The following is a 25,422-nucleotide window of genomic DNA, read 5'->3' on the forward strand; positions in this document are numbered from 1 at the left end:
TTTAGTTTATTCTTTTTCTACCATTAAATTAAAATAAATAAATGATAAAAGTAAATTTTGATTATTAAGAGTCAGAATTTTCTTGTTATCAACATGTATAACTATAAAAATAAGCCAATAAAAAAGCCTCCAAGAGGAGGCCTTCTTACAACTTAACTTGAACTATAAACTCTATTTTAAAAGAGATCTTGAAATTACAAGTTTCTGAATTTCCGATGTGCCCTCTCCGATTGTGCAAAGTTTGGAATCACGATAAAACTTCTCAGCAGGATAGTCCTTGGTATAACCATATCCTCCAAATATCTGCACTGCATCCGTAGAGTTTTCTACAGCTACCTCGGAGGCGTAATACTTAGCCATTGCCGATTCCTTATTTACCGATTTGCCTTTGTTCTTAAGGTCAGCTGCCTGATGGGTCAGTAATTTGGCAGCTTCCACTTTTGTTGCCATATCAGCCAACTTAAAGGCTATACCCTGAAACTTTGAAATGGGTTGATTAAACTGATGCCTCTCTTTAGAATATTGCAAAGCAACATCCAACGCCCCCTGCGCAATACCAAGGCTTAAAGCCGCAATACTGATTCTTCCTCCGTCCAGCACCTTCATGGCCTGAATAAACCCTTCTCCAACTTCTCCTATTATATTATCCTTATGCACCCGGCAGTTGTCAAAAATGAGCTCAGTAGTTTCAGAAGCCCGCATACCTAGTTTATTTTCTTTTCGTCCGGCAGAAAAGCCTTGTGTTCCCTTTTCTATTATAAATGCCGTCATTCCATGAGAGTCTCCCACCTCTCCTGTCCTTACTATTACAACTGCTACATTACCAGACTTGCCATGTGTAATAAAATTTTTGGCGCCATTGATTACAAAGTGGTCACCATCCTTTTCGGCAACGGTTCTCATGTTACCTGCATCTGAGCCTGTATTCGGTTCTGTAAGACCCCATGCACCTATCCATTCGGCAGTAGCCAATTTAGGAAGATATTTTCGCTTTTGCTCTTCGCTTCCAAACTGCAGGATATGCCCTGTACACAGTGAGTTATGGGCAGCCATAGACAAACCAATGGATCCGTCTATTCTGGAAAGTTCGGAGATAGCCGTTACATACTCATGATAACCGAAGCCAGAACCCCCGTACTCCTGAGGAACTAAAACTCCCATCAGGCCCAAACTTCCCAGTTTTTTAAACAGCTCTACGGGAAACTCCTGGGTTTCATCCCATTCCATCATTTTAGGACGAATTTCCTTATCGCCAAAGTCACGGATCATCTGGGCAATCATCCTTTGATTTTCACTTTCTTCAAAGCCCATGGTAGGTTTTTCTTCAGATACAGCTTGCATATTTTCTCTTAATAAATGGATTTCAAACGATTTCTAAACAAAGATAGTTATTAAAATTTGTCAACCAAACGAATGTTAGTTTGGTAACCTTTTTTTAACAATTTATGAAACTTCCATGTTGATAAGGATTTAAAGTAATTATCAACTATTTTTGACGCTTCATTCGTAGCAACTGAAAACCTAAAACACTGAAAATTAGAAAAAAATGAAAATAGCAGTAGTCGGAACAGGTTATGTGGGTCTCGTAACTGGCACATGTTTTGCCGAGACCGGAAATACCGTATCATGCATAGACATTGATGAGAAAAAAGTTAATAGCCTGAAGAATGGGAAGATAACCATTTACGAACCTGGACTGGAAGTAATCTTCGAACGCAACCTGTCTCAGGGAAGACTAAGTTTCACTACAGACCTTAAAGAAGGTATTGAAGGAGCTAAAATTATTTTCCTTGCCCTGCCCACACCTCCCGGTGAAGATGGCTCTGCTGATTTGCAGTATGTATTGAAAGTTGCAGAGGATCTCGGCCCTCTTTTGAAAGATTATGCAGTGATAGTAGATAAAAGTACTGTTCCAGTAGGAACTGCAGAAAAAGTGAGAGCCAAAATTGCCCAGAATGCAAAAGTAGATTTTGATGTGGTTTCCAATCCTGAATTTTTAAGAGAAGGAGTTGCTGTTGACGATTTCATGAAACCTGACAGGGTAGTGATTGGAACTAACTCTGAGAAGGCCCGAAAGCTGATGGAAACATTATATGCTCCGCTAGTAAGACAGGGAAATCCCGTGATCTTTATGGATGAGAAATCTGCCGAGCTTACAAAATACGCTGCTAATTCTTTTCTTGCTACCAAGATCACCTTCATGAACGAGATTGCCAATATGTGTGAGTTACTGGGGGCAGATGTAGACGCAGTAAGAAAAGGTGTAGGTACAGACAGCAGAATTGGAAAGAGGTTTTTATTTGCAGGTATCGGATACGGAGGAAGCTGCTTCCCTAAAGACGTGCAGGCTTTGGCCAAATCCGCAGAGCAGGTAAATTATGATTTTCGCATATTAAAATCTGTAATGGACGTTAACGAAGATCAAAAGACTAAGCTCATCCCACGTATTAAAGAGTACTTTGGTGGTGACCTTACCGGCAAGACCATCGCTATCTGGGGCTTATCTTTCAAACCATATACTGATGACATTCGCGAAGCCCCTGCACTTTATAATATAGAACAACTCCTGGCCGCAGGTGCGGAAATAAAAGCCTATGACCCGGAAGCCATGGAAAATGTGAGAAACCAGATCGGTGAGAAGATCACCTTCTGCCATGATGCTTACTCTGCTGTGAATAATGCTGATGCACTGTTGGTAGCTACAGAATGGCCGGTATTCAGAACCCCAGACTTCGACAAGCTTTCAACATTATTGAAAAATAAAGTGATTTTCGACGGTAGAAACCTTTATTCTTTGGAAGAAATGAAAGAACTTGGGTTCACATATGTAAGTATAGGTAGAGAGACAATCAATGGATAAGAAAGTAGTTTTAATAACAGGAGCCGCGGGATTCCTCGGCTCACATCTTTGCGACCGTTTCATCAGTGAGGGTTTTAAAGTTATCGGTATGGACAATCTCATCACCGGTAATCTTAAAAATATAGAACATCTTTTTAAGTTAAAGGATTTTGAATTCTACCATCACGATGTTTCCAATTTTGTTCACGTTTCGGGCAAGCTTGATTATATCTTGCACTTTGCCTCTCCTGCGAGCCCAATCGATTATTTGAAGATCCCAATCCAAACCTTAAAAGTAGGTTCTCTGGGCACGCATAACCTCCTTGGTCTGGCCAAGGCTAAAAATGCACGAATGCTGATAGCATCCACCTCAGAAGTTTACGGAGACCCTTTGGTTCATCCGCAAACCGAAGAGTACTATGGCAATGTAAATCCCATCGGTCCAAGAGGTGTATATGATGAGGCCAAGCGTTTCCAGGAGGCCATGACTATGGCTTACCACACCTATCATGGACTGGAGACGCGCATTGTAAGAATATTTAATACCTATGGGCCAAGAATGCGTCTGAATGATGGCCGTGTACTGCCTGCTTTTATCGGACAGGCTCTTCGCGGCGAGGACCTTACCGTATTCGGTGAAGGCTCTCAAACCAGGTCGTTTTGCTATGTAGATGACCTCGTTGAAGGTATCTACCGCTTACTATTTAGCGATTATCCATACCCGGTAAACATTGGTAATCCTGATGAAATCACAATCAAAGAATTTGCTGAAGAGATCATCAAGCTTACAGGCACAGATCAAAAGGTGACTTACAAACCACTTCCAAAAGATGATCCGATGCAGCGTCAGCCAAATATTGACAAAGCACGGGAAATACTGAAATGGGAGCCAAAAGTAAACAGGGCAGAAGGGTTGAAGATCACTTACGATTATTTCAAGACTTTATCCGATGAAGAGTTGTACTCCAAAGAGCACAACACGTTTGATGAATATATCAAGAAGTAATGGCACTAACCAAATCATTAGCCTTTTTAAAGGATCTAAGGCTCAATAACAATAAAGACTGGATGCATGCCAATAAGCCGGCATATCAGGCCGCACGTACTGAGTTTATAGACTTTGTGCACGAGGTCATTTTGAAAATGACACCCATAGATACCGGCTTGCTGGGCCTGGAGCCGAAACAAAGCATTTTCAGGATCAACCGGGATATCAGGTTTAGTAAAGACAAGAGTCCCTATAAAATTAACTTTGGGATGTTCCTTTCAGAAGGTGGTAAAAAGTCCGGTAAAGCAGGTTATTACTTTCACCTCGAGCCAGGCGATAACTCATTCATAGCCGGGGGCATCTATGCTCCTGATCCTGATAATCTTGCCAAAGTCCGTCAGGAAATTGATTACAATGCTGCCGAACTTAAAAAGATTGTAGACCAGAAGAAATTCAAGAGCCTTTTTGGTTCACTACAGGGTGAGTCACTAAAACGCGCACCAAAGGGATATCAGGAGGATCATCCGAATATTGACCTGCTTAAGCTGAAAAGCTTCGTCGTACTGCACAAGGTAATGGATAAGGAAATAGCCGACTGGTCAGATGCTGATAAATGCATAGCCGTTTTTGAACAGATCAAGCCATTGAATGATTATTTCAATGTTGCTATAAGTTAGTTTGGCATCAATGATCATCATAAACAAAAATGCCCGGAACTATTAATTCCGGGCATTTTTAGTTAAAGACAGTTTGTAATTAACAAGCTACATTCTCAAATGAAGTATCCCAACATAAATAGGCACCACCATTAACCTTATAATGACCAGCGCCCGTTTCATGGTTCCATTCTACTTCAACGCTCGCTCCACCGCCTCCTACAATGTTGTAATAACGGTTGAAATCCACTTCTGTAGTTTTTCCATATTCAATATATGATCCAAAACCAGTCGTTCCGGTTTCGATATTTTTGTATTTGATATAAGCAGCTTCTTCATCCTCCACTTCCCAGTCTATTCTCAGGTATGGCGTTGGGTTGTCTCCATCTTTATTAAGCTCCCAATATCCGCTACCTCCATCTGCAGCCATTACGCCGGAATACCAAAGCACATTTTGAAACCCATTTTGCTCTGAGGCATACATATTCCACTCGACTCCGGCATCGGTAACTTCACCAGTAAGTTCGAAACTATAGGTTCTCCCCACTACTTTGTGATCAAAATTCCAGACCCAAAGTCCTCGATCTGAATCATAGCTGGCCTTCTGGGAAATAGCAGCTTTAAATGAAGCTACAGGCACTGCCATGCCTACAGCCAACACTACATTCCACACCCCCACATAAGTAGCGGCGGTCTCCCAATTGGTGGCCATTTCCCGCCCTCCACTATTATCACTGTTGTCGAATTGAGAAAAATCCATCTCCATAGAGCTTGCAGGCGGAAGCTCTGGTGGTGTTCCGGGATTTACCTCTTCATCGGAAGTACATGTCGCGAACATAAATATTAAAGCCAATAATAAAGCACCTGGTTGTTTTAACTTATTCATAATGATCGGTTTTGATGATAAAATATCAGAAGCAAATACCATGCTTCTCTACTTCAAGGGTTCGGCAAACATTGCGCCAAACCTATACATTTCAGTGTAAATCCCTAAGGAAGTCACTTTGTAACCATAATCGACCAGCAGTGAAAATTTAAGTTCCATTACAATAACATAATTAGAAAACTTAACGAGCTATCGGTCGCACATCATACCAATCGGTGATCCAGGCGGCGGATCTAATAGTTCCGGTTTTTCAAATTTCACAGGTTCTTTTTCAAAAAGAGAAATTTTTCTTATTGCTGAAAGGTAATGGGCCTTTTGAGATTCGTCCTTTGTTGTTCTTGAAACTGCCTCAAGCCAGCCCTTTAGCTCAGTAAGTTTGAGATAACAGATAGCCCTTACCTGATCACTGGCATCTTTGTCCGCTGCCAGTGCCATTAAATTTGCCAGCGCCACATTATCAACCACTCGCTGTATTTCGCCCTGATAACCTTCAGGATGAGAGGCCTCCCAGGTAGAGTTCAATACTTTATCAATTACAGAAGTTAGTGACGGCTGATCCTGGTTGTGGGCGTGGTATTCAATTAGTCGCTGAGCTCTTGACCGGTTGAAAAGCAGACTCAAAGTAATATTAGCTGCGCTTTCCGCCGCTCCCAGGGGGTCAAATGTAAGGCCGGTTCTTAGAGTTAGCACTTCCCTGCCCCTATCATAGCCCATGGGTCGCGGAGGTATTATACTTAACAATGGTTCCGGCAGAGCAAGATGCTCGGGCTTGAGTGTTTCTATGAGCGCATCCAGTGCTTTCTTCTGTAGCTCAGGAGCTATCATTTTAGTGACCAATTGCCCGTCGCCCCTCAATGCGTACCGATAATTAAGTCCTGCAACCAATTTAACCGTAGCCTCAGTCTGGTACCTGTGAAAAAAATAAACAGGAACTAGCACCTCTTCCAGCTTCGCATAAGGTTGATGCATTCTGATATTGTTTTCACCAAAGTTGTTCAGCGCTATTTTACGCACTTCAAGTACCCTTAAAAGCTCATCGGAAGCACTGGCTCCATTATCCCATAAATGAGCATATGGGTGTGCACCGCCCTGAGGCCTGGCATCCTGGTCTGATAAAAAGCTTAAGTCTTGGCTGAGTGCGCCTTGTATAATGTTATTTAAACCTTTCTTTTCGTCTACATGATCCGCAAAATCCTGGTAGCCATATTGGATAGCTATCTTGTCCCATGCCCCAATTTTATCATCGTAGGCATTGCTCAGGCTAATTTGCCCGGCTTCAACCTTTACGACCGGGTGTGGGTAATCCATAACTGATGCGAGTCCTTCTCCACTCGATGTGTAGCTATGTGCGAGACCAAGAGTATGCCCTACTTCATGTGCAGCAAGCTGCCTGAGCCGGGCAAGTGCCATTTCCTCCATAGCGTTGGGTATCTCTGTTCCTTCTTCATACGGCGCAAGTAATCCTTCTGCTATCAAGTAATCCTGTCGCACCCTTAAAGACCCCAGTAAAACATGACCTTTAATAATCTCACCTGTTCTCGGATCAGTGACTGAAGATCCATAAGACCAGCCTCTGGTAGAGCGGTGTACCCAGTTGATCACATTGTAACGAACATCCATGGGATCAGCACCTTCAGGGAGCATTTCTACGCTAAAAGCATTTTTATAACCTGCGGCTTCAAATGCTTGATTCCACCACCGGGCTCCATCCAGCAATGCAGACCTGATGGGTTCCGGAGTGCCCCGATCAAGGTAATAGACAATAGGTTTAACTGCCTCACTTAGTACAGCCTCGGGGTTCTTCTTTTTCAGCCGATGACGGGTTATAAAGCGCTTCTCAATACTTTCTCCAATAGGTGTAGCATAGTCATAGTAAGTCATTTCAAAAAAACCCGCCCTGGGATCAAATTCACGAGGTTCATATTTATCGTCTGGCAGCTCTATAAACGAATGGTGTTGACGCACTGTAATACTGGAAGCGGTTGGAGTTACACTTTTTATGTAATGCCCGGAAGGAGTTCCCGTAAAAGTAAGTGTAGCTTCAAATTCAGAATTACCGGGAAAGTTTTTGGTTCGTGGCAAGTAAAAAGCCGAACGTGACTTATCCAGTGCATAACTCCCTTGTTTGGCATTTTTCAAAGTTCCACTCACATCATGGGCATCGCTTAAAAGAAAATCAGATACATCAATAAGTACTTTGCTACCTTCCTCAGTAATCAATGTGCCACCCCACAATACTGACTGGGCAAAAGCATCTTCAACAGCTTTTTGTTCATCAATATTATCACTCCCTGCACGGTAAGTATAGTTAGGCTCAACGAGCAGGATTTTAGGGCCTCTTCTTTCAAACTTTACTACACGGCTATTGCCCAATTGGTTACGGTCCAGGCCAATATCATTGGAGCCTACTCCAGCCGAAAGGGAATTTACATATAGAAACTCCTGATTAAATTTATCTACCACCAGCAGGATCTTATCCGTTTTGGGATCGTAATAGAACTCGAAGTATCCCTCGTACTTATCCATGCCGGCCGTTTTGCCGGCTATACCAGAACTATACGAAGCAGATTTTCCTGATGATGTTGTGGAATTAGACGTTGCCGTGCATCCTATAAAGAGCAGGGCGATACAGAGATATAGCTTGTTCATTATACAAGGATTGATACTGTTTAAAAATATTAATATTTATAAAGGCACGCAATGGTTATTACACGTTCGGGTATGGCTGTAAATATTATTTGCTATATTCCTATTGAAGTGGGTAAAACACTAAAGGCCTTTTCACTCCACAGAAAAAAATTAATTTTTCTGTGACCTTTTAAAAAACTGCGGTTATATGTTCAAAACTATCGGAATTCGACACTTGAATACGGCCAAACATATGACCGAAGATGAGATTGCTGATGAGCAACGGATAATCGAGGCTTCTAAGAAAGATCCCCGGGTTTTCGGTAAAATATATGACCGGTATTATGAAGGTATATTCCATTTTGTTTACCGCAGAACGGATGATGAGGAGCTGACGGCCGACCTCTGCTCTCAAACTTTTTTGAAAGCTCTGCAAAATTTAAAAAAGTATGAATTCAGAGGATTACCTTTTTCTGCATGGCTTTACCGCATTGCAAGTAATGAGGTAAACAAGTTTTTTAACAAGAAAAAGAAAAACAGGGTATTCAGTGTCGAGGAAGAGCGTGTTTTTGAGCTTTTTGAAAATGACGAAAAGGAGTTTAGCCAGGAGCAGATCCAGCTTTTAATAAGTACATTGAAGGAGCTTCCGACTGAGACTATGGAGGTGCTGGAATTGAGGTTTTTTGAGGAAAGAAGTTTTAAGGAAATAGCATTTATATTGAATATTGGCGAAAGTGGTGCTAAAATGCGTCTTTATAGAGCGGTTGAAAAATTAAAAGAACACTTTAAAGTCAATTGGACTGAATAATGGGAAGACACGAGATCAGATTGCGCAGAAAGAAGATGACTTCGAGAAGGATCGAAAGCCACAAGGACTACTATGATCTTCTCAAAAGACATGAGCGCTCAAGTATTGGAAAGAGGCTGTTGAGGATCGTTATCTACATTATCATTTTTATGGGACTGATTATGCTGGGGTATTTTGCTTTGCGCGAAATAGATAAGCCTCAAAATGATACTCCGAAAGGAGAGACCCAGGCAAAAGTATATAAAACATCCCGGCCGGGTGTATTAATAAATGTTTCATTAAACACCAAAAATCATGGAAAAGCGTAAGAATCCTGAAAAGGACTTGAGAAAACAATCAGGACTTTTCTTTCATATCGGTCTGCTGGCCGCGATGATGCTGGCTGTAAGTGCCTTTGAGTACAGGACGGAGAAAGTGGTTGATCCTGTTGATATCACAGAAGGGAATGTTATTGAAAATGAAAACGTCCCAATCACCATCATTGACCCTCCGCCGCCACCACCAAAACCAAGGGTAGTCAACCCAATTGAAACAACAGAACCAGACCCTGAGCCTGTTCCTGACAATGTCATTATTGACCCTATCGAAATACCCGAAGTTATTCCTGACCCGATAGATGAAAGCCCAAAAGATGAAAAAGTAGACAACAGTCCCTTTTTGATTGTAGAAAAAATGCCATCTCCAGAAGGAGGATTGGAAGCCTTATACAAGTTCATCAATAAAAACCTCAAATACCCTGCTCAGGCACGAAGAATGGGAATTGAAGGAACAGTGTATATGAGTTTTGTTGTGGACGAAAAAGGAAATATGGTCGACATCCAAATCGCGAAAGGCATTGGTGCTGGATGTGACGAAGAAGTACTGAGGATATTTGAAAATCCTCCAAAGTGGAATCCGGGTAAGCAACGTGGCGTTCCTGTTAAAGTAAGACAAATAATCCCGGTCAAATTCGTGTTGAACTAATCGGACCATGTACTTTAACCTCTTTGTCAGACTATCTTTTTACTTTATAGCATTAATGTTGGCTCCACTGAGAGCCAACATTTTTTGTTTTAGAAGACCAACAAAAAGGCCATCTCTCCCAAATCCGCCCTTTATTTTCATTGATAAATATTTGTATAAACGATTATACAAATAATATAAATTGAAATATTTATGAATATTCGCAACCTCGAATATTACAACTCCGTATATTCCAGTAAGTTGATGCAGAAAGTAATTGAAATGTCAGTTACTGACCGTTTTAACTCATTGAGAAAACGAGAATTGCAATCAGTCATGGGTTGTGATGCATTTTCTCAGACATGTTATTTTTCTTCTCCCCTATCTGGTCAGGCACCCATGTTGACCAATAGCTAACAAGACAATAACTGAATTCAATGAGGCCCCGTTGGGAACTTGTGGTTTTTGGTGCCCTCTGTTGGCAATAATAAAAGTAGATATCTCGCCAATACCTTGGTTAAAGGTTTACCCTGCTCAATGATGAGCCAAAATGCTCATGCATTTTTATTATTAACCTTAAATTTTAAACTATGAAAGCATTAACCATTATTATCGGTCTTTTAATGATCATCGGGGCGATTGCTGCACTGGTGCTGAAAAAATCAGATATAAATTCCGAGTTCATTAAAAGTTGGAAAGTTAGAAATTCGGCCATCCTAATCATATCGGGTATAGCTCTGATGTTTGTTAACGGACTTTTTTTTTACTCCGAAGCAGGCTATAGCTATCTGGTTCAATATCCTACCGGTAAGCAAATAGCAGAGCTCCGACCCGGATACCATCTGAAATGGTGGGGAGAAGTGGTGCCCTGGAAAAAAGTAGTAACCGTAAAGTTCGTTTCTAATGAAGAAAAGGAGCAGGACGGGCAGCAGTACAGTGGCAATAGAGTAACCATACCTGTTCGTTTTAATGATGCAGTAAAAGCGGAACTGGCATTATCAGCGAGATTCCGACTGCCCGAAAACCCGGACTTGTTCTTGAAAATGGCTCTTGAATTCAGACATCAGGACAACCTGGTAAATGGTTCTTTGATACCTTCATGTATGGAAATTGCCAAAAATTCGGCCCGGTTAATCTCTGCACAGGAATACATAGCCGGACGAGGTGGCGAGCTTGAAAATGCTGTACTGGATCAACTGGCTCACGGCATGTACATACTGGATGCAGAAGAGATGAAGCCAAACGGTACTGACTCCATTAAATCAATAGATGACAGCAGGACTATAGAAAACAGAACGTTGGTACGATATAACGTGAAAAAGCGGACGAACAGCGACGGTACCATCATGCGAAAAAAACACCCCATTGCTGAATATGGTATTGTGGTTTCGCAGGCAACCGTTGAAGATGTCAATCCCGAGCAACGGTTTAAAGAATTGCTGGGTAAGCAAAGGGATGCAGCTGCTCAGGCCTCTATTGAAAAAGAAAGAGCCAAGCAGGCAGAATATGAGAAGCAGCGAATTATAGCTGAAGGAGAGGCTGCCAAAGCAAGCATCAAAGTGAACATGGAAAAGGAGCAAATTACAGCTTTGATAACTATGGAAACTGAAAAGAAGAGAGAGCAGGTAAATGTTGAAAAGCATAAGCTGGAATTACAGTCTGCCCGATTGAAAGCACAGGAAGTAAAAGTGCTGGCAGATGCTGAGGCTTATAAAAAGAAGAAAGTCATGGAGGCCGATGGTGCTCTTGAAATGAAACTTCAGACTTTTGAAAAGGTACACTCGGCTTATGCACAGGCAATCGCTGGTACCCAACTTGTACCGACTACCTACATAGGTGGAAACGGAGAGAAAGGCACTCCTAATGCCATGGACTTTATCAATATAGCCACGGCAAATATGGCCAAAGACCTTGATGTAAAGATCAAGCAAAAAAAGTAAACTAACCTGATGTCTTTAGTTGGCTCAAGATGAGCCAACTTTTTTTATTGAGTCTCCTTACTGAACAGGAAGTCTATTTCCTTACCATCTCCCGAAATAGTGGCCTTCAACTGGTCTCCACTGAGTACATAGGCAATTCTTTTCGGAAAATCATGCTCAGGATTTTCACAGACAAACCCTTGCTCACTTAGTGCTACGATTTTGAAGTAAACAGGCTCTGCGTTTTCAACCACATCCGCTACATAAAAAAGTCCCTCTTCATTATTTATTATTTGCAGCTTCTCGACAAATATTGTGTCAGTACCCGCCAGGGTTACCCCCCACCCCAACATAATGTTGTCAGAAACAGGCTCCCAATATTCATGGGAGGTTTTGCCGGGCTTCACATTTTGCCTTTCCCACTTACCAATGAGCCAGGATAGTTGGTTTAACTTCTCTGAGCCAGTTGATTGGGTATAGCCATATGAGTATGCTATTACAAGCAAAAGCAATAAACTATAGAATCTTTTCATAACTTTTTAATTGCAAAATTATAACCGGTGATGGGTTATGTATTGTAAAAAGCCGACACCTGAATAATTACTTTTCTAAAAAGAAATTGGCCATCCCCGGTTGCTCAAATATGTACCGGGATGGATCAACACCAGTAAAATATTTAAAGGCCTTAATGAAATGTGACTGATCAAAATAACCTGAATCATGAACTATGTCGCTCCACGAAGGATCACCTGTCTTCATCAGGTCAAAGATGTTATTGAATTGCAATATTCTGGCATAGCACTTTGGCGTTAGGCCAACATACCTTGCAAAAAGCCTTTCAGTCTGCCTTTCACTCAGGTCTATTTCTTGTGCCAACTGTCCTATTTTAATGGTCCCTTTGCACTGCATTATTAGCTCTATCGCCCTTCTCAGCTTCTTCTGAGGATCTGCCTGGTTTATCCGATGAAGCAGGTGGTACTGAACAACCTCCATCATTTCCTCATAGCTGTACATACTGTTTATCGCCGTTACTATTTCTTTTAAAGGTCCCACATCCTGCTCAGAAAGATCTACCACACGATTAACGTAAAACTGCATGTTGATGCCAAAAAGCTCCGTAAGTGCCAATGGCTTAAATTTAATTCCAAGCATGCCAATTCTTTGGGTATTGCGCAAAAAGAAGTGTTTGTCTATTTGACCTGCCAACAGATTTAAAGCCTGTTTTTCCCAAAGCTTATTTGTTTTGATCTCATAGTGGTCTCCATAATGAAATATTATCTCCACATATCCGTCAGGTATGATCTTATCCACCTGTACTTCGCTTTGGTGCATGGCTTCCACTACCCATAGGCATTCAACAAAATCGGCCAAGTCAGGTAAAGGAGCCAGGCGCTGGTATAGTATTTCTTTTGGCATATGACTTTAATATATTATAAGTTATGAAACTGCTCCTTATCAAAAAAGTGGTGAGGCATTTTTACAATAGGGCCTGTATTTATAATATTGAAAAGTCATTTTCAAATTTTACAAAAACTTAAAAGTAACATGAGAAAAGCAGTTGCAATTTTATTTGCTTGTACACTGGTTGTGTCCGCTTGTAGCCAGTCTACAGATAGCCCTAAGGATGGGGAGAACCTGAAAGACTTACCAACAAATGCTCAGAGTGAGCCTTATGAAGATGATTCGGACATAGTAAAGGTAACTCTAAGCTATGCTGATGGCAATATTTCCGCAGAAGGTGATTATTTGAACGGAAAGAAAGTTGGGAGCTGGACTGAATTTCATCCGAATGGCGTAGTGAAATCTGTCTCAGGCTATTTAAATGGCTTAAAGCAAGGCGCTCACATTGAAATAGACAACACCGGCAGGTTAACAAAGAAGGCCTACTACCACCATGATCAGCTTCACGGAGTTTACAGGGAGTACAAGCATGCCCGGGTAAAAGAGGAGCGCATATATAAAAATGGAGATTTAAATGGCGTGGTTAAAACCTATTACGACAATGGCAGTATTCTGGAAGAAAGCTTATATCTAAATGGCAAGCGCCATGGTTTGGCAAAATGGTACGACCAGGAAGGCAATGTAACTATTGAATATGAGTATGAAAATGGTGAACTCGTGAAGAAATAATACCCGAAATAGCAAGCCCCTATTTCAGAAAAACTGCCAAATCAAGTCAAAATGACATATTTTGATCGATTTAACTCATATTACCCTGTCAACTTATCCATATCATTGGTGTTATATCCGGGATGGCATGAGAGTTGTTTATTTCATATATGAAAGAATTAACCAATAACCAAAAAAAGGAGGTAACTATGACACTCATGAAAAGATCAAATGATTTGTTTCCCAGCCTTTTAGATAATTTTTTTGGAAGTGACTGGTTTAATAGTGGCCAGGCCGCAGGCTCAACAATGCCCGCAGTCAATCTAAAGGAAAATGAAGACAACTTTGAAGTTGAGCTGGCAGCTCCTGGTATGAGTAAAAATGACTTTAAAATTGAACTGGATAATAACTTGCTGACTATATCGTGTGAAAAAGAAGAGCAACATGAGGAAAAAGGAGAAAAAGGTCAGTATGCAAGACGCGAATTTAACTATCGCTCATTTCAAAGGTCATTTACTTTACCAAACACTGTAGAAAGTGATAAGATTAACGCCAAGTATACTGATGGCATCTTAAAACTTACTATTCCTAAAAAAGAGGAAGCTAAAAAACGTGCTTCCAGACAAATACAGATTTCATAAATGAAACACATCAAAAGCCTTGTCCGTATAGTTATGGCAAGGCTTTTGATTAATTCTATTTCAACCGAAGTTATCCCTGCCTATATATTCGACCCCAGGCTTAAGGATTTTGCTTTGGTCTTACTTACAATCTTCAGTTGTTGATCTAAAACAACTATTTTTTAAAAAATTAACAGAAAAAAGGATGAAAAAATTTAGTGCTTTAATTATGGCAGCCATTTTGGGTAGTGCTTTGACTCTAGGTTCGGTATATCTTTTTAACGTGGACGATCAGGGCAGAGTACTAAAAATTGAACACGTAGATGGTACGCCGGCAGTAAAAACTGCCTATTCAGTAAATAAGGATGGGGACTTAGTACCGCTTGACTTTACCGGCGCAGCAGAAAAAGTAATGCCCGCCGTAGTCCACATCAGGTCTACTCAAACAGGTAACTATTCAACTCAAAACAGACAGCAAATACCGGAACCCTTCAGGGATTTCTTTGGGCCATTTCTTGATGAACGTGGAGGGCAACCTATGCCAAGAATGGGTAGTGGTAGCGGTGTAATCATTAACCCTAAAGGTTATATTGTAACCAACAACCACGTGATCGCCAATGCCGATGATCTGGAGGTAACTCTAAATGATAATAGAAGTTACAAAGCCAAGGTAATTGGTGCCGACCCGACAACAGATATTGCCCTGATAAAGATTGAGGCAGATAAGTTAAGTAGCCTGTCGTTTGTGAACTCGGACGATGTGCATGTTGGAGAGTGGGTACTGGCAGTCGGCAACCCTTTTAATCTTAATTCTACAGTAACTGCCGGCATAGTTAGCGCCAAAGGCCGAAGTATCGGCATAATAGGTGACAACAATGCCCAGGATAGTGTAAACAGTGCAATAGAAGCTTTTATTCAAACCGATGCAGCAGTTAATCCTGGTAATAGCGGCGGGGCTTTAGTTGATTTAGGTGGTAATTTGATTGGTATCAATACTGCAATTGCCAGCCCTACAGGCTCTTATTCTGGTTATTCATTTGCCGTACCATCCAATATTGTGAGCAAAGTTGTGGAAGACCTTATGGCTTATGGCACTGTTCAAAGAGGATGGTTAGGTGTACAGATCAGAAACATTAACAGCCAATTTGCCAGAGAACAAGACCTAAATGTAATTTCAGGAGCATATATTGACCGTATTGATCCAAAAAGCGGAGCTAAAGAAGCGGGTATCGAAGAAGGCGATGTAATAGTATCTATTGATGGCAGGGACATAAACAATACAACCCAGCTAATCGGTTATATCGGAAGCAAAAGACCAGGTGATAAAATAAACGTAACGGTCAACCGTAGCGGAAAGGAAATCACCTATAATGTAACTCTGAAAAACAGGGAAGGAAATACTGAAGTAGTTAAAAAGGAACGTGAAGAAATTCTTACGGTCTTAGGTGCCGAACTTGAAAATATTGATAAGGCTACCTTGAAAAGGCTTAATATCAGCTCCGGGGTAAAGGTAAAATCACTCACTCCGGGTAAAATCAGAAAGTCAACAGATATGAGACCTGGCTTTATTATTACTAAAATTGACGGCCAACCGGTAAAATCCAAAGATGAAGTAGTAAAACTTCTTGAAAAAAAAGAAGGAGGTATTCTCATCGAAGGAGTTTATGAAGACATACCTGGAACATATTACTATGGCTTGGGCTTGTCATAAGATTAAGCAGAGATAACGCCCATATTATTTGGGCGTTATTTTTTTTAATAACGCATCTATAGTTATAAAAATTACGTATAATTATAGTAGTAAAAGAAAAAGATCTTTAACTTAATTTAGTATTGTATTGCCTATGAAAAGACTTTTTAAGAAAGGAGAGCGGGTAAGAAACAGCGGAGATGGAAAAGTGATGGAGGTCTTAAAGTACATCAAAAACAAAAGCTCTTACTTAGTAGAGTGTGCCTGGTTTGACATGGAAAAGAAAGAAATCAGGACGTACAAATTAAAACAGGATAAACTTTTAAAAGCGAGTTAAAATAGGGTCCCTCTTGCGGAGGGACTTTTTAATTTAAGAAATGTTCAATACATAAATTCCGCCATTCTTAGCCTAAAAGTATTTACTTACTTCATTTATAGTGGTCACATCCGCAGACTACTCGGGCAGTGTACCTCATACTAAATACTTCTATGCTTAGAAGTGCTGCAAAAGCCATTAAAAACACCTCCAGATTTTTGAAGCCATGGAGGTCTGTTCTGCTAAATTAAAACTTTACTCCCGAAACTTCGTCCGCGCCTTGTTTGGATTGGAAGCCCTCTTTTTTAGGAAATTCACCCTCATAGGCTAACGTATTCAGCCAAAACCTTCTAAAAAAGCCTCTGATATGGCCTCATGTACCTTTGACGAGCAAAATTTATCTTGTTTTCAATGTCTACAAGTTGGACTTGCAAATCAGAAAATTAAATAACAATCTTATCTGAGGGTAAGCTTTAAAAGCCAGGTTAATGGCAGTATTGATTTCGTGACCTGCTAGCTCAAGGTCTTCCGGTATCTTAGCATTGGCAATACCCGCACGAGTCTGTGTTACTTTGGTTAATATGCGCTCCTCTACTTCTGTTGTACTTTTTATAGTATTTACAAGGTTAGGGATTAAATCAGCCCTTCGCTGGTAAGTTGCCTATACATCAGCCCCCTCTTTATCGACAGCTTCTAGTAGTACTACGTACTACGGGCCTTATAATAAACCCCACTTCCCGCAAATACTCAATAAATGCGACTAATAGAATTACGCCTATAACAATTAGTACAATATGCAATGTTTTCATGATGTCGAATGTTAAGTTTACCCTTTAATACAAGCAACCTATGTCTCCCCAAATAATGAAAAATATGCTTTTTGTAGCAGTCGCTGTCCTGCTTTATTCCTGCAAAATCGACCACGACAAAAAAGTAGACCGGGCAAAATTCAGTTTTAAGACAGGGGACGACACCGAGCTGTTTTTCAAAAATATGAGGCAGTCGTACTATGACCTTGAGGAGAATAGTGTGGCAAAATTCAATATTTTCAGGTACAAAGACAGAGTTCAGGAGGCGGATCATCAGCTGCTGAACCTGGCCATCGTCATTAATTATTTGCAGGATGAAGCTTACTTGCTGCTCGAGCCGGACGAATCGCTACGGGATCAGGATCGTCTGGAAGTAATATGGAGTGGAGAAGCTGAAACCGGCGGAACCATACTTTTGGAAAATTACAATCGTGAGGGTATGCTTGAGTTTGTCTCCCAGGTTTATGAGGCTCTGCAAAAGAAAGCCCGCTTTACCCTGAAACTTGAAGGAGAAGAGCTGCCTTTACTTGATGACCCGAGAGAACGCGAGGCCTTTCGAATTACTGTTTCCGACTATTACAGGCTCACAAGGGTTTACTGATCATTGAGCCATAGGTCCACATACTTTCCATCGGGGTCATAAGTAAGGCTTTGGTTTTCTATGATGAATTTTTGGCTCTGCCTTGGTCATTGGTAAACCAGGCTATGACATTTTTCATAGCCGCACAACAGTTTTATGCATTAATTTTTTAAACAAATTTTAATTGCCAAAGGCAGTGATCACCAACCTGCGGCTTCCACCATGGTTGCGATGTTCACAAAGGTATATGCCTTGCCATGTGCCCAGGTTAAGACGTCCTTTGGTTATTGGAATGGATACTGAGCTCCCCAGTAGTGAAGATTTGATGTGCGCCGGCATATCATCGGACCCTTCAAGGGTATGCTTGTAGTAGGGAGCATTTTCAGGAACCATTTTGTTGAAGTGACTTTCAAAATCCTGCCGCACGGTTGGATCAGCATTTTCATTGATAGTCAAACCGGCAGAAGTATGCTTGATAAAAACCTGTAGCAGGCCGGCTTGTATTTCCCGAAGCTCAGGAAGCGCATTCTCCACAATCGATGTGATGAGGTGGAAGCCTCGTGGCTGAGATGGAACGGATATCTCTTTTTGAAAAACTTTCATAAAGCTAGTTTTCTATTCTTTCAAAAGCCCCAAGATCAGGGTTGTCGTCACGGGGTTTACCATCGTGGTCTGTACCCAGGCCAAGTACTATGCCTTTGTCCTTGGCTGGAGAAAGTGTATCCAATTTGTAATCATGATCCCTCGGATACACAAAATTGGGGTCTTCATTTAGGATATTGCCGTTAACATTAAAGTCTTCATTTGATGTTTTGAGCAGGTTATTGGACATACTTAGACTGAAACTGGCTTGTCCGCTGTTGCTGATAATAATTTCATCTTTGAGAGAGCCCCAGATAATTGAGTTAGCCAGTTCAACTTCTAGATCATCAACTAACAGCGCATCTTCACCGATCACCAGGTTGTCTGAAAAAACCACGGAAGGATCTTCTCTGAAAAAATCGAAAGAGTAGTTGGCAAAGGTGCAATGCTCATACCGGTAGCTGCCACCCGCATAGTTTCCAAGGGTATTTATTGCACAGTTGTTTATCACGGTATTGTAGACGTACATGTCGGAAGTAATTGCCAGAATGCCATATCCGGGTAAAACAAGCCCACCGTTTATGGGTAGTTTGGTGTTTCCACCGATATTTTCAATAGTACTGTTGCCAATGATCAGATCCGGCTCGGTGTCATCATCGGGTGTGCCAAGGTATATACCCACTTCTGCATTGCGAATGTCAGTATGGTTTATGTTATTGTTTTTGCTGCCGGGCAGGAAAATTATACCTCCCCACTGGCCGGGTACCTCCTTAAAATCAAGCCGGTCATTTCTGAATAATACCCTCTTTTCTGCCTCACCCTGTGCGTCGATGGTGCCCTTTACAAAAATGTACGATCCGTTATGCGAATATATTTGCGTACCAGGCTCAATAGTCAGTGAGCACAAAGAATCAATAAGTACTGAATTGTAAATGACATAAGGCCGCTCATTGGTCCAGGTAACATTACAAGCCAGTACGGAATCCCTCAAAAAATTGGCATCCTGACCCCATGCTACTAGTTGAACATTCTGTTTGTTGCTATTGGTCAGGAAGCTGATCTCATCGGATACAATAAACGGCAGGTTTTCATCAGCAGGATCAATAGTGACCTCAACCAATACCAGAAGGCTGTCATTGCCCAGCAGCCTTGTATTTTCAAAGCTTGAAGATGGCCGTCCGTTTACATAAATGGTGTATGGAGAAGTGGACTTTTTTAGGGATATGCTGGCTATCTCAACAGCATTGTCGCTGTCATTATATACTTTCAGCCGCTTTGTGATATTCCTGATCTCACTACTGACTTTGGTAAATACGGTATCAAAAAAGATGGTATCGGTAGAAAACCTGAGACTGGCGCTGCTATCGAAGGTCAGCTTTTCTTCTTCGGGCTTGCAGGCCATAAATGCCAGCAGTAAAAATATTACAGGTAAGATACTCTTCACGATAACTTCTTTAACGCTACAAAGGAGAATAAATTTTATTCTCCTTCTTTCATCTTCATTGCACTTTCCGCCATGTGCAGTTGTTCGATAAACTCATCTATTTCCCCATCCATTACGGCTGGCAGGTTGTGCTGGCTGTAATTGATCCTGTGATCTGTAACACGGCTTTGCGGGTAATTGTAAGTCCTGATCTTATCTGAACGGTCGCCACTGCCTACCATGGATTTCCTTTGGGCCCCAACGGCTTCATTATGCTTTGCAAGCTCTATTTCATAAAGACGTGAGCGCAATACTTTTAATGCCTTATCAAAGTTCTTTAACTGCGATTTCTGATCCTGGCAGGACACAACGATACCACTCGGTATGTGGGTAAGCCTGACGGCAGAATACGTGGTGTTAACAGACTGACCACCCGGACCTGATGAACAGAAAGTGTCTTTACGAACATCGTTCATGTCTATATCTACCTCAACGTCGTCCATTTCAGGTAATACGGCTACAGTGGCAGCAGAGGTATGTACCCGGCCCTGGGTTTCCGTTTGAGGTACCCTTTGTACGCGGTGTACACCAGATTCAAACTTTAAAGTGCCATAGGCATTGTCACCGGAAACGGTGCTGACAATTTCCTTATAGCCACCGCTGGTTCCCTCCGTCAGGTCAAGTACGGTAAGCTTTAGGCCTATACGTTCGCAGAACCTCTGATACATTCTGAAAAGATCGCCAGCAAAAATTGCGGCTTCATCTCCACCTGTACCTGCACGGATCTCAAGGATTGCATCTTTATCATCATTGGGGTCTTTAGGTATGAGCATCTGCTTCAGCTCGTCTTCAAGCTCTTCCTTTTTTGGGTCAAGTTCGTCAAGTTCCATCTTCGCCATTTCGCGGAACTCTTCATCTTTTTCGGTTTTAATTACCTGCTTAGCATTATCTATATTGGATAGGACATCTTTATACTCGTCGTATTTTTCAACGATCTTCTGGAGGTCCTTATATTCTTTGCTCAGTTGTGAGTACTTTTTCATATCAGCCATCGCGTCGGGCTGCACGATCAGCTGTCCTACTTCTTCAAACCTATGCTTTATTTCCTCAAGTTTTTGAATCATATGAATTTCCTATTATTTCAACAAAATTAACAAATAGGGAGGATTTAATTGTAGCTTTGCAGAATATTAATCAAATCCCACAAAATGAGAGGAATCTTACTTTTTGGCTTGTTTTTAACTATTATGAGCTGCGGGGGTTCATTATCTGATGAACAACGAAGGGCTTTAAAAAAGGAAATGAAAACGAGGGAAATCAAACGTGTTTCAGATGATCAGATATTTGAAAAGGCCCTAGAAATGGGAAGAGATTATGCAGAGCATCTTGCTATAGATAATAAGGACTCTCTGTCTAAGGTCAACGGAGTTGCTATCTTGTTTGCCGATACTTTGTCGCCTTCACTTTCACAAGAACAAAATGACCTTTTTGAGGCATATTTATATTCACCGCAGGCAGATTTGCAGGATAATGTACAGAAACTGGAAGACACCATACTGTACTCTTATCCGGCAAAAGATACAGCAAATTTACAGGGAGTCTGGTTTATCAGCATCCCTATAAAAAAGGTGGTGTTAGCCCTCTGACCAGGCAGGATCAGGATTGCTCGCTTGCGTCACACTCACCCTCTGTCCAGGAAGTAACCCCGGCTTTTTCTGCTTCGCAAGGGTTGCCATAAGTCTTTCCATCACAGCCGCACACGGGGTCGTACTGCTTTGTGCAGATTCCCTCAGGGTCTATCTGTGACTCATCAATACAGTCGCTTGCCTGTTCATTATGATCACAGGCGAGCGCAAAACCAACCAGCAGTAGTAAGATCAAATTTTTCATCAGCAGTATTTTTTAATGAACAATTAAGAGGGTTGAATTTACATAACCTCCTTATGCCTGAAGCAGTCTACAGCATGGTCATTTACCAATCCGCATGCTTGCATGTGGGCATAAATAACCGTACTTCCCACAAACTTGAACCCTCTTTTCTTTAAATCCTTACTAAGCGCATCTGATTCTGCGGTAGTTGCCGGCACTTCTGACATGTTCTTCCGGTGGCCGTTGATTGGTGAGCCTCCTACAAACCTCCATATGTAATTATCAAAACTACCGAACTCCTTTTGAATCTCTAAAAAGCGCTTTGCATTATTAACAGCTCCGCGGATCTTTAGTTTATTTCTTACTATACCAGGGTAGTCAATTAGTTCAAGTATTTTCTTTTCATCGTACTGAGCTACCCTGGCCGGATCGAAATTAGAAAACGCAGTTCTGTAACCGTCTCTTTTTTTAAGTATAGTGGCCCAACTCAATCCTGCCTGGGCCCCTTCGAGAATGAGAAACTCAAAATGGACTTTATCATCGTGAACTGGCAGCCCCCATTCTTCATCATGGTATTTTACGTATTCATCAAACTGGCCTTCAGCCCATCCGCAGCGTGTTTTCATTTTTTTTTGTTTTGGTGTTTGAGACTTTACGTTATAATAAACCGGAGGGTTTGGGAAGCTGAAATATTTAAACGGAAGGTTCGTTCATAACAGTAACCTATTGTAATTGATTAATTATTTGAGGTAATTGAATACCAATAAATCCTTTTATTAATGAAAACAATCAAGACCCTGCTGACAGGCATAGTTTTGCTGTCCGCTATTAAAATGCTGAATGCTCAGACTCCGGAGCAAATGTTGGAAAAGTTAGGTATAGAACTTATCAAGCCAACTAAGCCTGTAGCTAATTATACCAAAGCTGTTCAAAGTGGCAACCTAGTATTTCTCTCAGGACACGGACCATCTAAAGGAGATGGCACCAGCATTAAAGGTAAGCTCGGATCTGACCTTACCCTTGAGGAAGGTCAGGAAGCCGCGCGCATTGCTGCCATCTCGCTTTTATCAACGCTGAAAGCTGAAATTGGAGATCTCAGTAGGGTAAAACGAATAGTAAAAGTTACAGGGATGGTCAATTGCACCCCGGATTTTTATGATCAGTCAAAAGTCATCAATGGCTGCTCAGATCTGCTGGTGGAGGTTTTCGGTGAGAAGGGAAAGCATGCCCGAGCGGCAGTTGGTATGGTGTCATTGCCTTTCAACATCGCCGTAGAAATAGAGATGATAGTAGAAGTGAAATAGTGTGCTGGCGCTCACGGCATTTTTCTGATTCTAACTTCTATGTCCTTTTCATTTTTCAGTAAGTTTTGTATGATAGAGGTATCGGTAGTGCCATAGTGATATGGATACAGAATTTTTGGCCGGAAAGCCTTTGCTGCGTCTGCTACCATTTCAGGTGTCATGGTGTAGGGTAGATTCATGGGTAAAAAGGCAATATCTATGTTTGACAAGGCCTTCATTTCAGGAGTATTTTCAGTATCTCCACCAATAAAAATCCTTTTATCTCCAATATTCAAGATATAGCTGTTACAACAGCCTTTAGGATGGAAAAAATCGCCATTGTCCCTTTTGTGAACCAGGTTGTAAGCAGGGATAGCTTCGATTTGGACAGACTGATAATTGAAGGTTTCATTATTGTTAATTACCTTACCAAAACCTAACTTTTCCTCCGCCAGAGCGGTAAGTACCGTGGTGGTACTTTCCTTTTTGATCTTTTCAACTGCGGCAGGATCACAGTGGTCACCATGATGGTGAGTGATCAATATCAGGTCAGCGTCAGGTAGCTTGCCATAGTCTGCTTCCCTCGATGAAGCATCTATGTGAATTATGCTCTCTTTAAATTCCATCATCAATGAACCATGCCCGATAAATGTGATGGTAAGAGGACCGTCAGACGTATTAATAACGTCCCTTTCAAACTGTTGTCCGTGTATGGTTAGAAAGGAGAACGAAAGTAGCAGGGTTAGTATAATATGCATTTTGATAAATTGTAGGTCTTGATATCAGAAAGTTTTCATCCACTCAAAAAATTGATAATGATCACCGTTCATACCAATTGCCTGATAGACATTTTGTGCGCTTTGATTTGTTTTTTCAACGTACAGACGGATTCCTTTTAAATCATCCTCCTGTTCTACCATATTTTTGATAAAGTTGTACATGCTTTTAAAGATCCCTCTACCTCTATAATCCTCGCGCACATAAACTGATTGTAGCCATACAACTGTCCCGTTTCTCCATTCACTCCATTCAGGAGTAGTCAGCAGGCACGCTACTACCTCTTCATTGTCTTCGGCAACATAATATATGCCCTTGTTGAAGTCCTCGAAAACAGCCTCCACCCCTTTTTTTAGTTGTTTTTCATCGAGTTCCAGCTCTTCAGTTTCGCGAGCCATTCTCTTCTGGAAATCAACTATAATTTTACGTTCTTTATATTTAGCAGGTCTTACGGTTATCATATATATATAAATATAACATCTAAAAAAGAAAAAAGCGACCGAAAAGTCGCTTTCAAAACTTAACCATTCTCATTTAATCTGAATTTCTGAACCTTTTAACCTATAATTGTCAGACAGAAATACTTCGTAAAAAGTAAATAGTTACAGCTATGTATGATGTTCTGATCATAGGCGCAGGTCCTATAGGATTGGCTTGCGGTATTGAGGCAAAAAAAGCGGGTTTGAAATATATAATCGTAGACAAAGGCTGCCTGGTGAACTCTATTTATAACTACCCCCTCAACATGACCTTTTTTTCCACGTCTGAGCGCCTGGAAATCGGTGGCGTACCATTTATTTCTCATGGCAATAAACCCAACCGTTTTGAAGCTCTGGAATACTACAGACGGGTAGCAATGAGTTGGGAGCTGCAAATTAAGCTATATGAATCTGTAACAGAAGTAAAAAAGGAAGATGTAATTTTTAATGTTAGTACAACAAGGGCAAAATATCAGACGAAGTCCGTTGTACTGGCCACTGGTTTTTACGATATCCCGTTTATGATGGGAGTGCCCGGCGAGAACCTTGCAAAGGTAAAGCATTACTATGACGAGCCCCATCCATATTTTAATCAAAAGCTTATCGTAGTGGGAGCGGCAAATTCAGCAGTAGATGTAGCTTTGGAGACTTATAGAAAGGGTGCCGATGTAACTATGGTTATCAGGGAACCAACTTTGCTTGACTCGGTCAAATACTGGGTTAAGCCTGATATAGAAAATCGTATAAAAGAGGGATCAATCAAATCATATTTTAACTCACAAATAACAGCAATTCGAGAGCATGAGGTTGATATTGCCACGCCTGAGGGAACCTTTACACTGGAAAATGACTTTGTAATGGCTATGACAGGCTATAAGCCAAACTTTGGATTTATGGAGTCACTGGGCATAGCCTTCAGGGATGATGAAATGCATACACCTCATTATAATGAAGACACCAATGAGACCAATGTGGAAGGAATATTTTTAGCGGGGGTGGTATGTGGCGGGCTCAAAACCAATAAGTGGTTTATTGAAAACTCCCGAGTGCATGCCGACCTTATAATAGAGACCCTGAGCAAGCGACTCCTGTAGTCGTAGGGCAGCTTTTCCTGTTTGTTATTTTAAATGCGCGATTTCGTACGCCAGCTGTACGGTTTATGCTCATTAATTATTGCCGCTTACCTCCAAAAACATCCGTATTTCAGCATTTTGCAACA

General features: G+C 41.3%; 27 protein-coding genes and 1 pseudogene. 15 read left to right on the top strand and 13 right to left on the bottom strand.

Going from position 1 to position 25,422, the window contains the following annotated elements; genetic code table 11:
* Nucleotides 1-171: 171 nt before the first annotated feature.
* Entirely contained in the window at nt 172-1,311 is a 1,140-nt protein-coding gene (locus tag LVD17_RS07870) for an acyl-CoA dehydrogenase (RefSeq protein ID WP_233767937.1), read from the bottom strand.
* A gap of 235 nt (nt 1,312-1,546) precedes the next feature.
* On the opposite strand from LVD17_RS07870, the gene LVD17_RS07875 reads away from it, so the two are divergent.
* From LVD17_RS07875 to LVD17_RS07885, 3 genes are read left to right on the top strand one after another with little or no spacing between them, the layout of a single operon-like run.
* Nucleotides 1,547-2,860, top strand: a complete 1,314-nt coding sequence (locus LVD17_RS07875; RefSeq protein WP_233765939.1) for a UDP-glucose dehydrogenase family protein — start codon at nt 1,547-1,549, stop codon at nt 2,858-2,860.
* Nucleotides 2,853-3,845, top strand: a complete 993-nt coding sequence (locus tag LVD17_RS07880; RefSeq protein WP_233765941.1) for a UDP-glucuronic acid decarboxylase family protein — start codon at nt 2,853-2,855, stop codon at nt 3,843-3,845. The genes LVD17_RS07875 and LVD17_RS07880 overlap by 8 nt, the downstream gene beginning before the upstream one ends.
* Nucleotides 3,845-4,504, top strand: a complete 660-nt coding sequence (locus tag LVD17_RS07885; RefSeq protein WP_233765943.1) for a DUF2461 domain-containing protein — start codon at nt 3,845-3,847, stop codon at nt 4,502-4,504. Before LVD17_RS07880 ends, LVD17_RS07885 begins: the two co-directional genes overlap by 1 nt.
* Before the next feature lie 79 nt (nt 4,505-4,583).
* On the opposite strand, the gene LVD17_RS07890 is transcribed toward LVD17_RS07885, so the two are convergent.
* The gene (locus LVD17_RS07890) at nt 4,584-5,369 is read right to left on the bottom strand and encodes a hypothetical protein (protein WP_233765945.1); all 786 of its coding nucleotides are present in this window, start codon (nt 5,367-5,369) and stop codon (nt 4,584-4,586) included.
* Between the two features lie 189 nt (nt 5,370-5,558).
* Nucleotides 5,559-8,018 (bottom strand): zinc-dependent metalloprotease, encoded by a 2,460-nt coding sequence (locus tag LVD17_RS07895; protein ID WP_233765947.1) that lies wholly within the window; start codon nt 8,016-8,018, stop codon nt 5,559-5,561.
* Between the two features lie 187 nt (nt 8,019-8,205).
* Here LVD17_RS07895 and LVD17_RS07900 point away from each other — a divergent pair, with 187 nt between their 5' ends.
* The 4 genes from LVD17_RS07900 (at nt 8,206) to LVD17_RS07915 (ending at nt 11,687) form a co-directional block, all read left to right on the top strand.
* Nucleotides 8,206-8,805: an RNA polymerase sigma factor gene (locus LVD17_RS07900; RefSeq protein WP_233765949.1), complete on the top strand. Its 600-nt coding sequence runs from the start codon at nt 8,206-8,208 to the stop codon at nt 8,803-8,805.
* Entirely contained in the window at nt 8,805-9,113 is a 309-nt protein-coding gene (locus LVD17_RS07905; RefSeq protein WP_233765951.1) for a hypothetical protein, read from the top strand. Before LVD17_RS07900 ends, LVD17_RS07905 begins: the two co-directional genes overlap by 1 nt.
* Nucleotides 9,100-9,768, top strand: a complete 669-nt coding sequence (locus LVD17_RS07910; protein ID WP_233765953.1) for an energy transducer TonB — start codon at nt 9,100-9,102, stop codon at nt 9,766-9,768. Before LVD17_RS07905 ends, LVD17_RS07910 begins: the two co-directional genes overlap by 14 nt.
* 569 nt (nt 9,769-10,337) lie before the next feature.
* Nucleotides 10,338-11,687, top strand: coding sequence for an SPFH domain-containing protein (locus LVD17_RS07915; RefSeq protein ID WP_233765955.1), 1,350 nt, complete (start codon nt 10,338-10,340; stop codon nt 11,685-11,687).
* A 44-nt stretch (nt 11,688-11,731) separates the two neighbouring features.
* Here the strand turns inward: LVD17_RS07915 and LVD17_RS07920 are convergent, their stop codons facing one another.
* A complete protein-coding gene (locus LVD17_RS07920) occupies nt 11,732-12,199 on the bottom strand; it encodes a DUF6265 family protein (RefSeq protein ID WP_233765956.1) in 468 nt (155 codons plus the stop codon).
* Nucleotides 12,200-12,266: 67 nt separating this feature from the next.
* Complete coding sequence (locus LVD17_RS07925; RefSeq protein ID WP_233765957.1) at nt 12,267-13,082, bottom strand: helix-turn-helix domain-containing protein; 816 nt, start codon at nt 13,080-13,082, stop codon at nt 12,267-12,269.
* Between the two features lie 129 nt (nt 13,083-13,211).
* Here LVD17_RS07925 and LVD17_RS07930 point away from each other — a divergent pair, with 129 nt between their 5' ends.
* The 4 genes from LVD17_RS07930 to LVD17_RS07945 all read left to right on the top strand — a co-directional run bounded on the left by LVD17_RS07930 (nt 13,212) and on the right by LVD17_RS07945 (nt 16,422).
* The gene (locus LVD17_RS07930) at nt 13,212-13,796 is read left to right on the top strand and encodes a toxin-antitoxin system YwqK family antitoxin (protein ID WP_233765959.1); all 585 of its coding nucleotides are present in this window, start codon (nt 13,212-13,214) and stop codon (nt 13,794-13,796) included.
* Nucleotides 13,797-13,993: 197 nt separating this feature from the next.
* Nucleotides 13,994-14,416 (top strand): Hsp20/alpha crystallin family protein, encoded by a 423-nt coding sequence (locus tag LVD17_RS07935; RefSeq protein WP_306415994.1) that lies wholly within the window; start codon nt 13,994-13,996, stop codon nt 14,414-14,416.
* A gap of 184 nt (nt 14,417-14,600) precedes the next feature.
* A complete protein-coding gene (locus LVD17_RS07940; protein ID WP_233765961.1) occupies nt 14,601-16,106 on the top strand; it encodes a Do family serine endopeptidase in 1,506 nt (501 codons plus the stop codon).
* A gap of 133 nt (nt 16,107-16,239) precedes the next feature.
* Nucleotides 16,240-16,422 (top strand): hypothetical protein, encoded by a 183-nt coding sequence (locus LVD17_RS07945; protein WP_233765963.1) that lies wholly within the window; start codon nt 16,240-16,242, stop codon nt 16,420-16,422.
* Between the two features lie 394 nt (nt 16,423-16,816).
* On the opposite strand, the pseudogene LVD17_RS28680 reads toward LVD17_RS07945, so the two are convergent.
* Nucleotides 16,817-17,047 (bottom strand): annotated as a pseudogene (locus LVD17_RS28680) (LemA family protein); the annotation flags it as partial.
* Between the two features lie 203 nt (nt 17,048-17,250).
* Between LVD17_RS28680 and LVD17_RS07950 the strand changes: the two are divergent.
* A complete protein-coding gene (locus tag LVD17_RS07950; RefSeq protein ID WP_233765965.1) occupies nt 17,251-17,811 on the top strand; it encodes a hypothetical protein in 561 nt (186 codons plus the stop codon).
* Between the two features lie 159 nt (nt 17,812-17,970).
* Here LVD17_RS07950 and LVD17_RS07955 read toward each other — a convergent pair whose 3' ends face one another.
* Genes LVD17_RS07955 through prfA form a run of 3 tightly spaced genes read right to left on the bottom strand, consistent with a single transcriptional unit; the run spans nt 17,971 to nt 20,919 of the window.
* Nucleotides 17,971-18,393 carry a secondary thiamine-phosphate synthase enzyme YjbQ gene (locus LVD17_RS07955; protein WP_233765966.1) on the bottom strand — a complete coding sequence of 141 codons (423 nt, stop codon included), beginning with the start codon at nt 18,391-18,393 and terminating at the stop codon, nt 17,971-17,973.
* A 4-nt stretch (nt 18,394-18,397) separates the two neighbouring features.
* The gene (locus tag LVD17_RS07960) at nt 18,398-19,816 is read right to left on the bottom strand and encodes a beta-helix domain-containing protein (protein WP_233765968.1); all 1,419 of its coding nucleotides are present in this window, start codon (nt 19,814-19,816) and stop codon (nt 18,398-18,400) included.
* A 35-nt stretch (nt 19,817-19,851) separates the two neighbouring features.
* A complete protein-coding gene (prfA, locus tag LVD17_RS07965; RefSeq protein ID WP_233765970.1) occupies nt 19,852-20,919 on the bottom strand; it encodes a peptide chain release factor 1 in 1,068 nt (355 codons plus the stop codon).
* 84 nt (nt 20,920-21,003) lie between these two features.
* On the opposite strand from prfA, the gene LVD17_RS07970 reads away from it, so the two are divergent.
* Nucleotides 21,004-21,441: a hypothetical protein gene (locus LVD17_RS07970; RefSeq protein WP_233765972.1), complete on the top strand. Its 438-nt coding sequence runs from the start codon at nt 21,004-21,006 to the stop codon at nt 21,439-21,441.
* Nucleotides 21,442-21,451: 10 nt separating this feature from the next.
* On the opposite strand, the gene LVD17_RS07975 is transcribed toward LVD17_RS07970, so the two are convergent.
* Together LVD17_RS07975 and LVD17_RS07980 are read right to left on the bottom strand one after the other, a co-directional pair.
* Nucleotides 21,452-21,685 carry a Kazal-type serine protease inhibitor family protein gene (locus LVD17_RS07975; RefSeq protein ID WP_233765973.1) on the bottom strand — a complete coding sequence of 78 codons (234 nt, stop codon included), beginning with the start codon at nt 21,683-21,685 and terminating at the stop codon, nt 21,452-21,454.
* Nucleotides 21,686-21,723: 38 nt separating this feature from the next.
* Entirely contained in the window at nt 21,724-22,290 is a 567-nt protein-coding gene (locus LVD17_RS07980; protein WP_233765975.1) for a DNA-3-methyladenine glycosylase I, read from the bottom strand.
* Nucleotides 22,291-22,443: 153 nt separating this feature from the next.
* Between LVD17_RS07980 and LVD17_RS07985 the strand changes: the two genes are divergently transcribed.
* On the top strand, nt 22,444-22,968 hold the full coding sequence (locus LVD17_RS07985; RefSeq protein ID WP_370688796.1) for a RidA family protein: 525 nt from the start codon (nt 22,444-22,446) through the stop codon (nt 22,966-22,968).
* An 11-nt stretch (nt 22,969-22,979) separates the two neighbouring features.
* On the opposite strand, the gene LVD17_RS07990 is transcribed toward LVD17_RS07985, so the two are convergent.
* Both LVD17_RS07990 and LVD17_RS07995 read right to left on the bottom strand, forming a co-directional pair.
* Nucleotides 22,980-23,705 carry an MBL fold metallo-hydrolase gene (locus LVD17_RS07990; protein WP_233765977.1) on the bottom strand — a complete coding sequence of 242 codons (726 nt, stop codon included), beginning with the start codon at nt 23,703-23,705 and terminating at the stop codon, nt 22,980-22,982.
* Nucleotides 23,706-23,729: 24 nt separating this feature from the next.
* Nucleotides 23,730-24,185: a GNAT family N-acetyltransferase gene (locus LVD17_RS07995; protein WP_233765979.1), complete on the bottom strand. Its 456-nt coding sequence runs from the start codon at nt 24,183-24,185 to the stop codon at nt 23,730-23,732.
* Nucleotides 24,186-24,334: 149 nt separating this feature from the next.
* Between LVD17_RS07995 and LVD17_RS08000 the strand changes: the two genes are divergently transcribed.
* Entirely contained in the window at nt 24,335-25,297 is a 963-nt protein-coding gene (locus LVD17_RS08000; protein ID WP_233765981.1) for a YpdA family putative bacillithiol disulfide reductase, read from the top strand.
* Nucleotides 25,298-25,422: the final 125 nt, after the last annotated feature.

The sequence above is a fragment of the Fulvivirga ulvae genome (assembly GCF_021389975.1).
Classification (GTDB): domain Bacteria; phylum Bacteroidota; class Bacteroidia; order Cytophagales; family Cyclobacteriaceae; genus Fulvivirga; species Fulvivirga ulvae.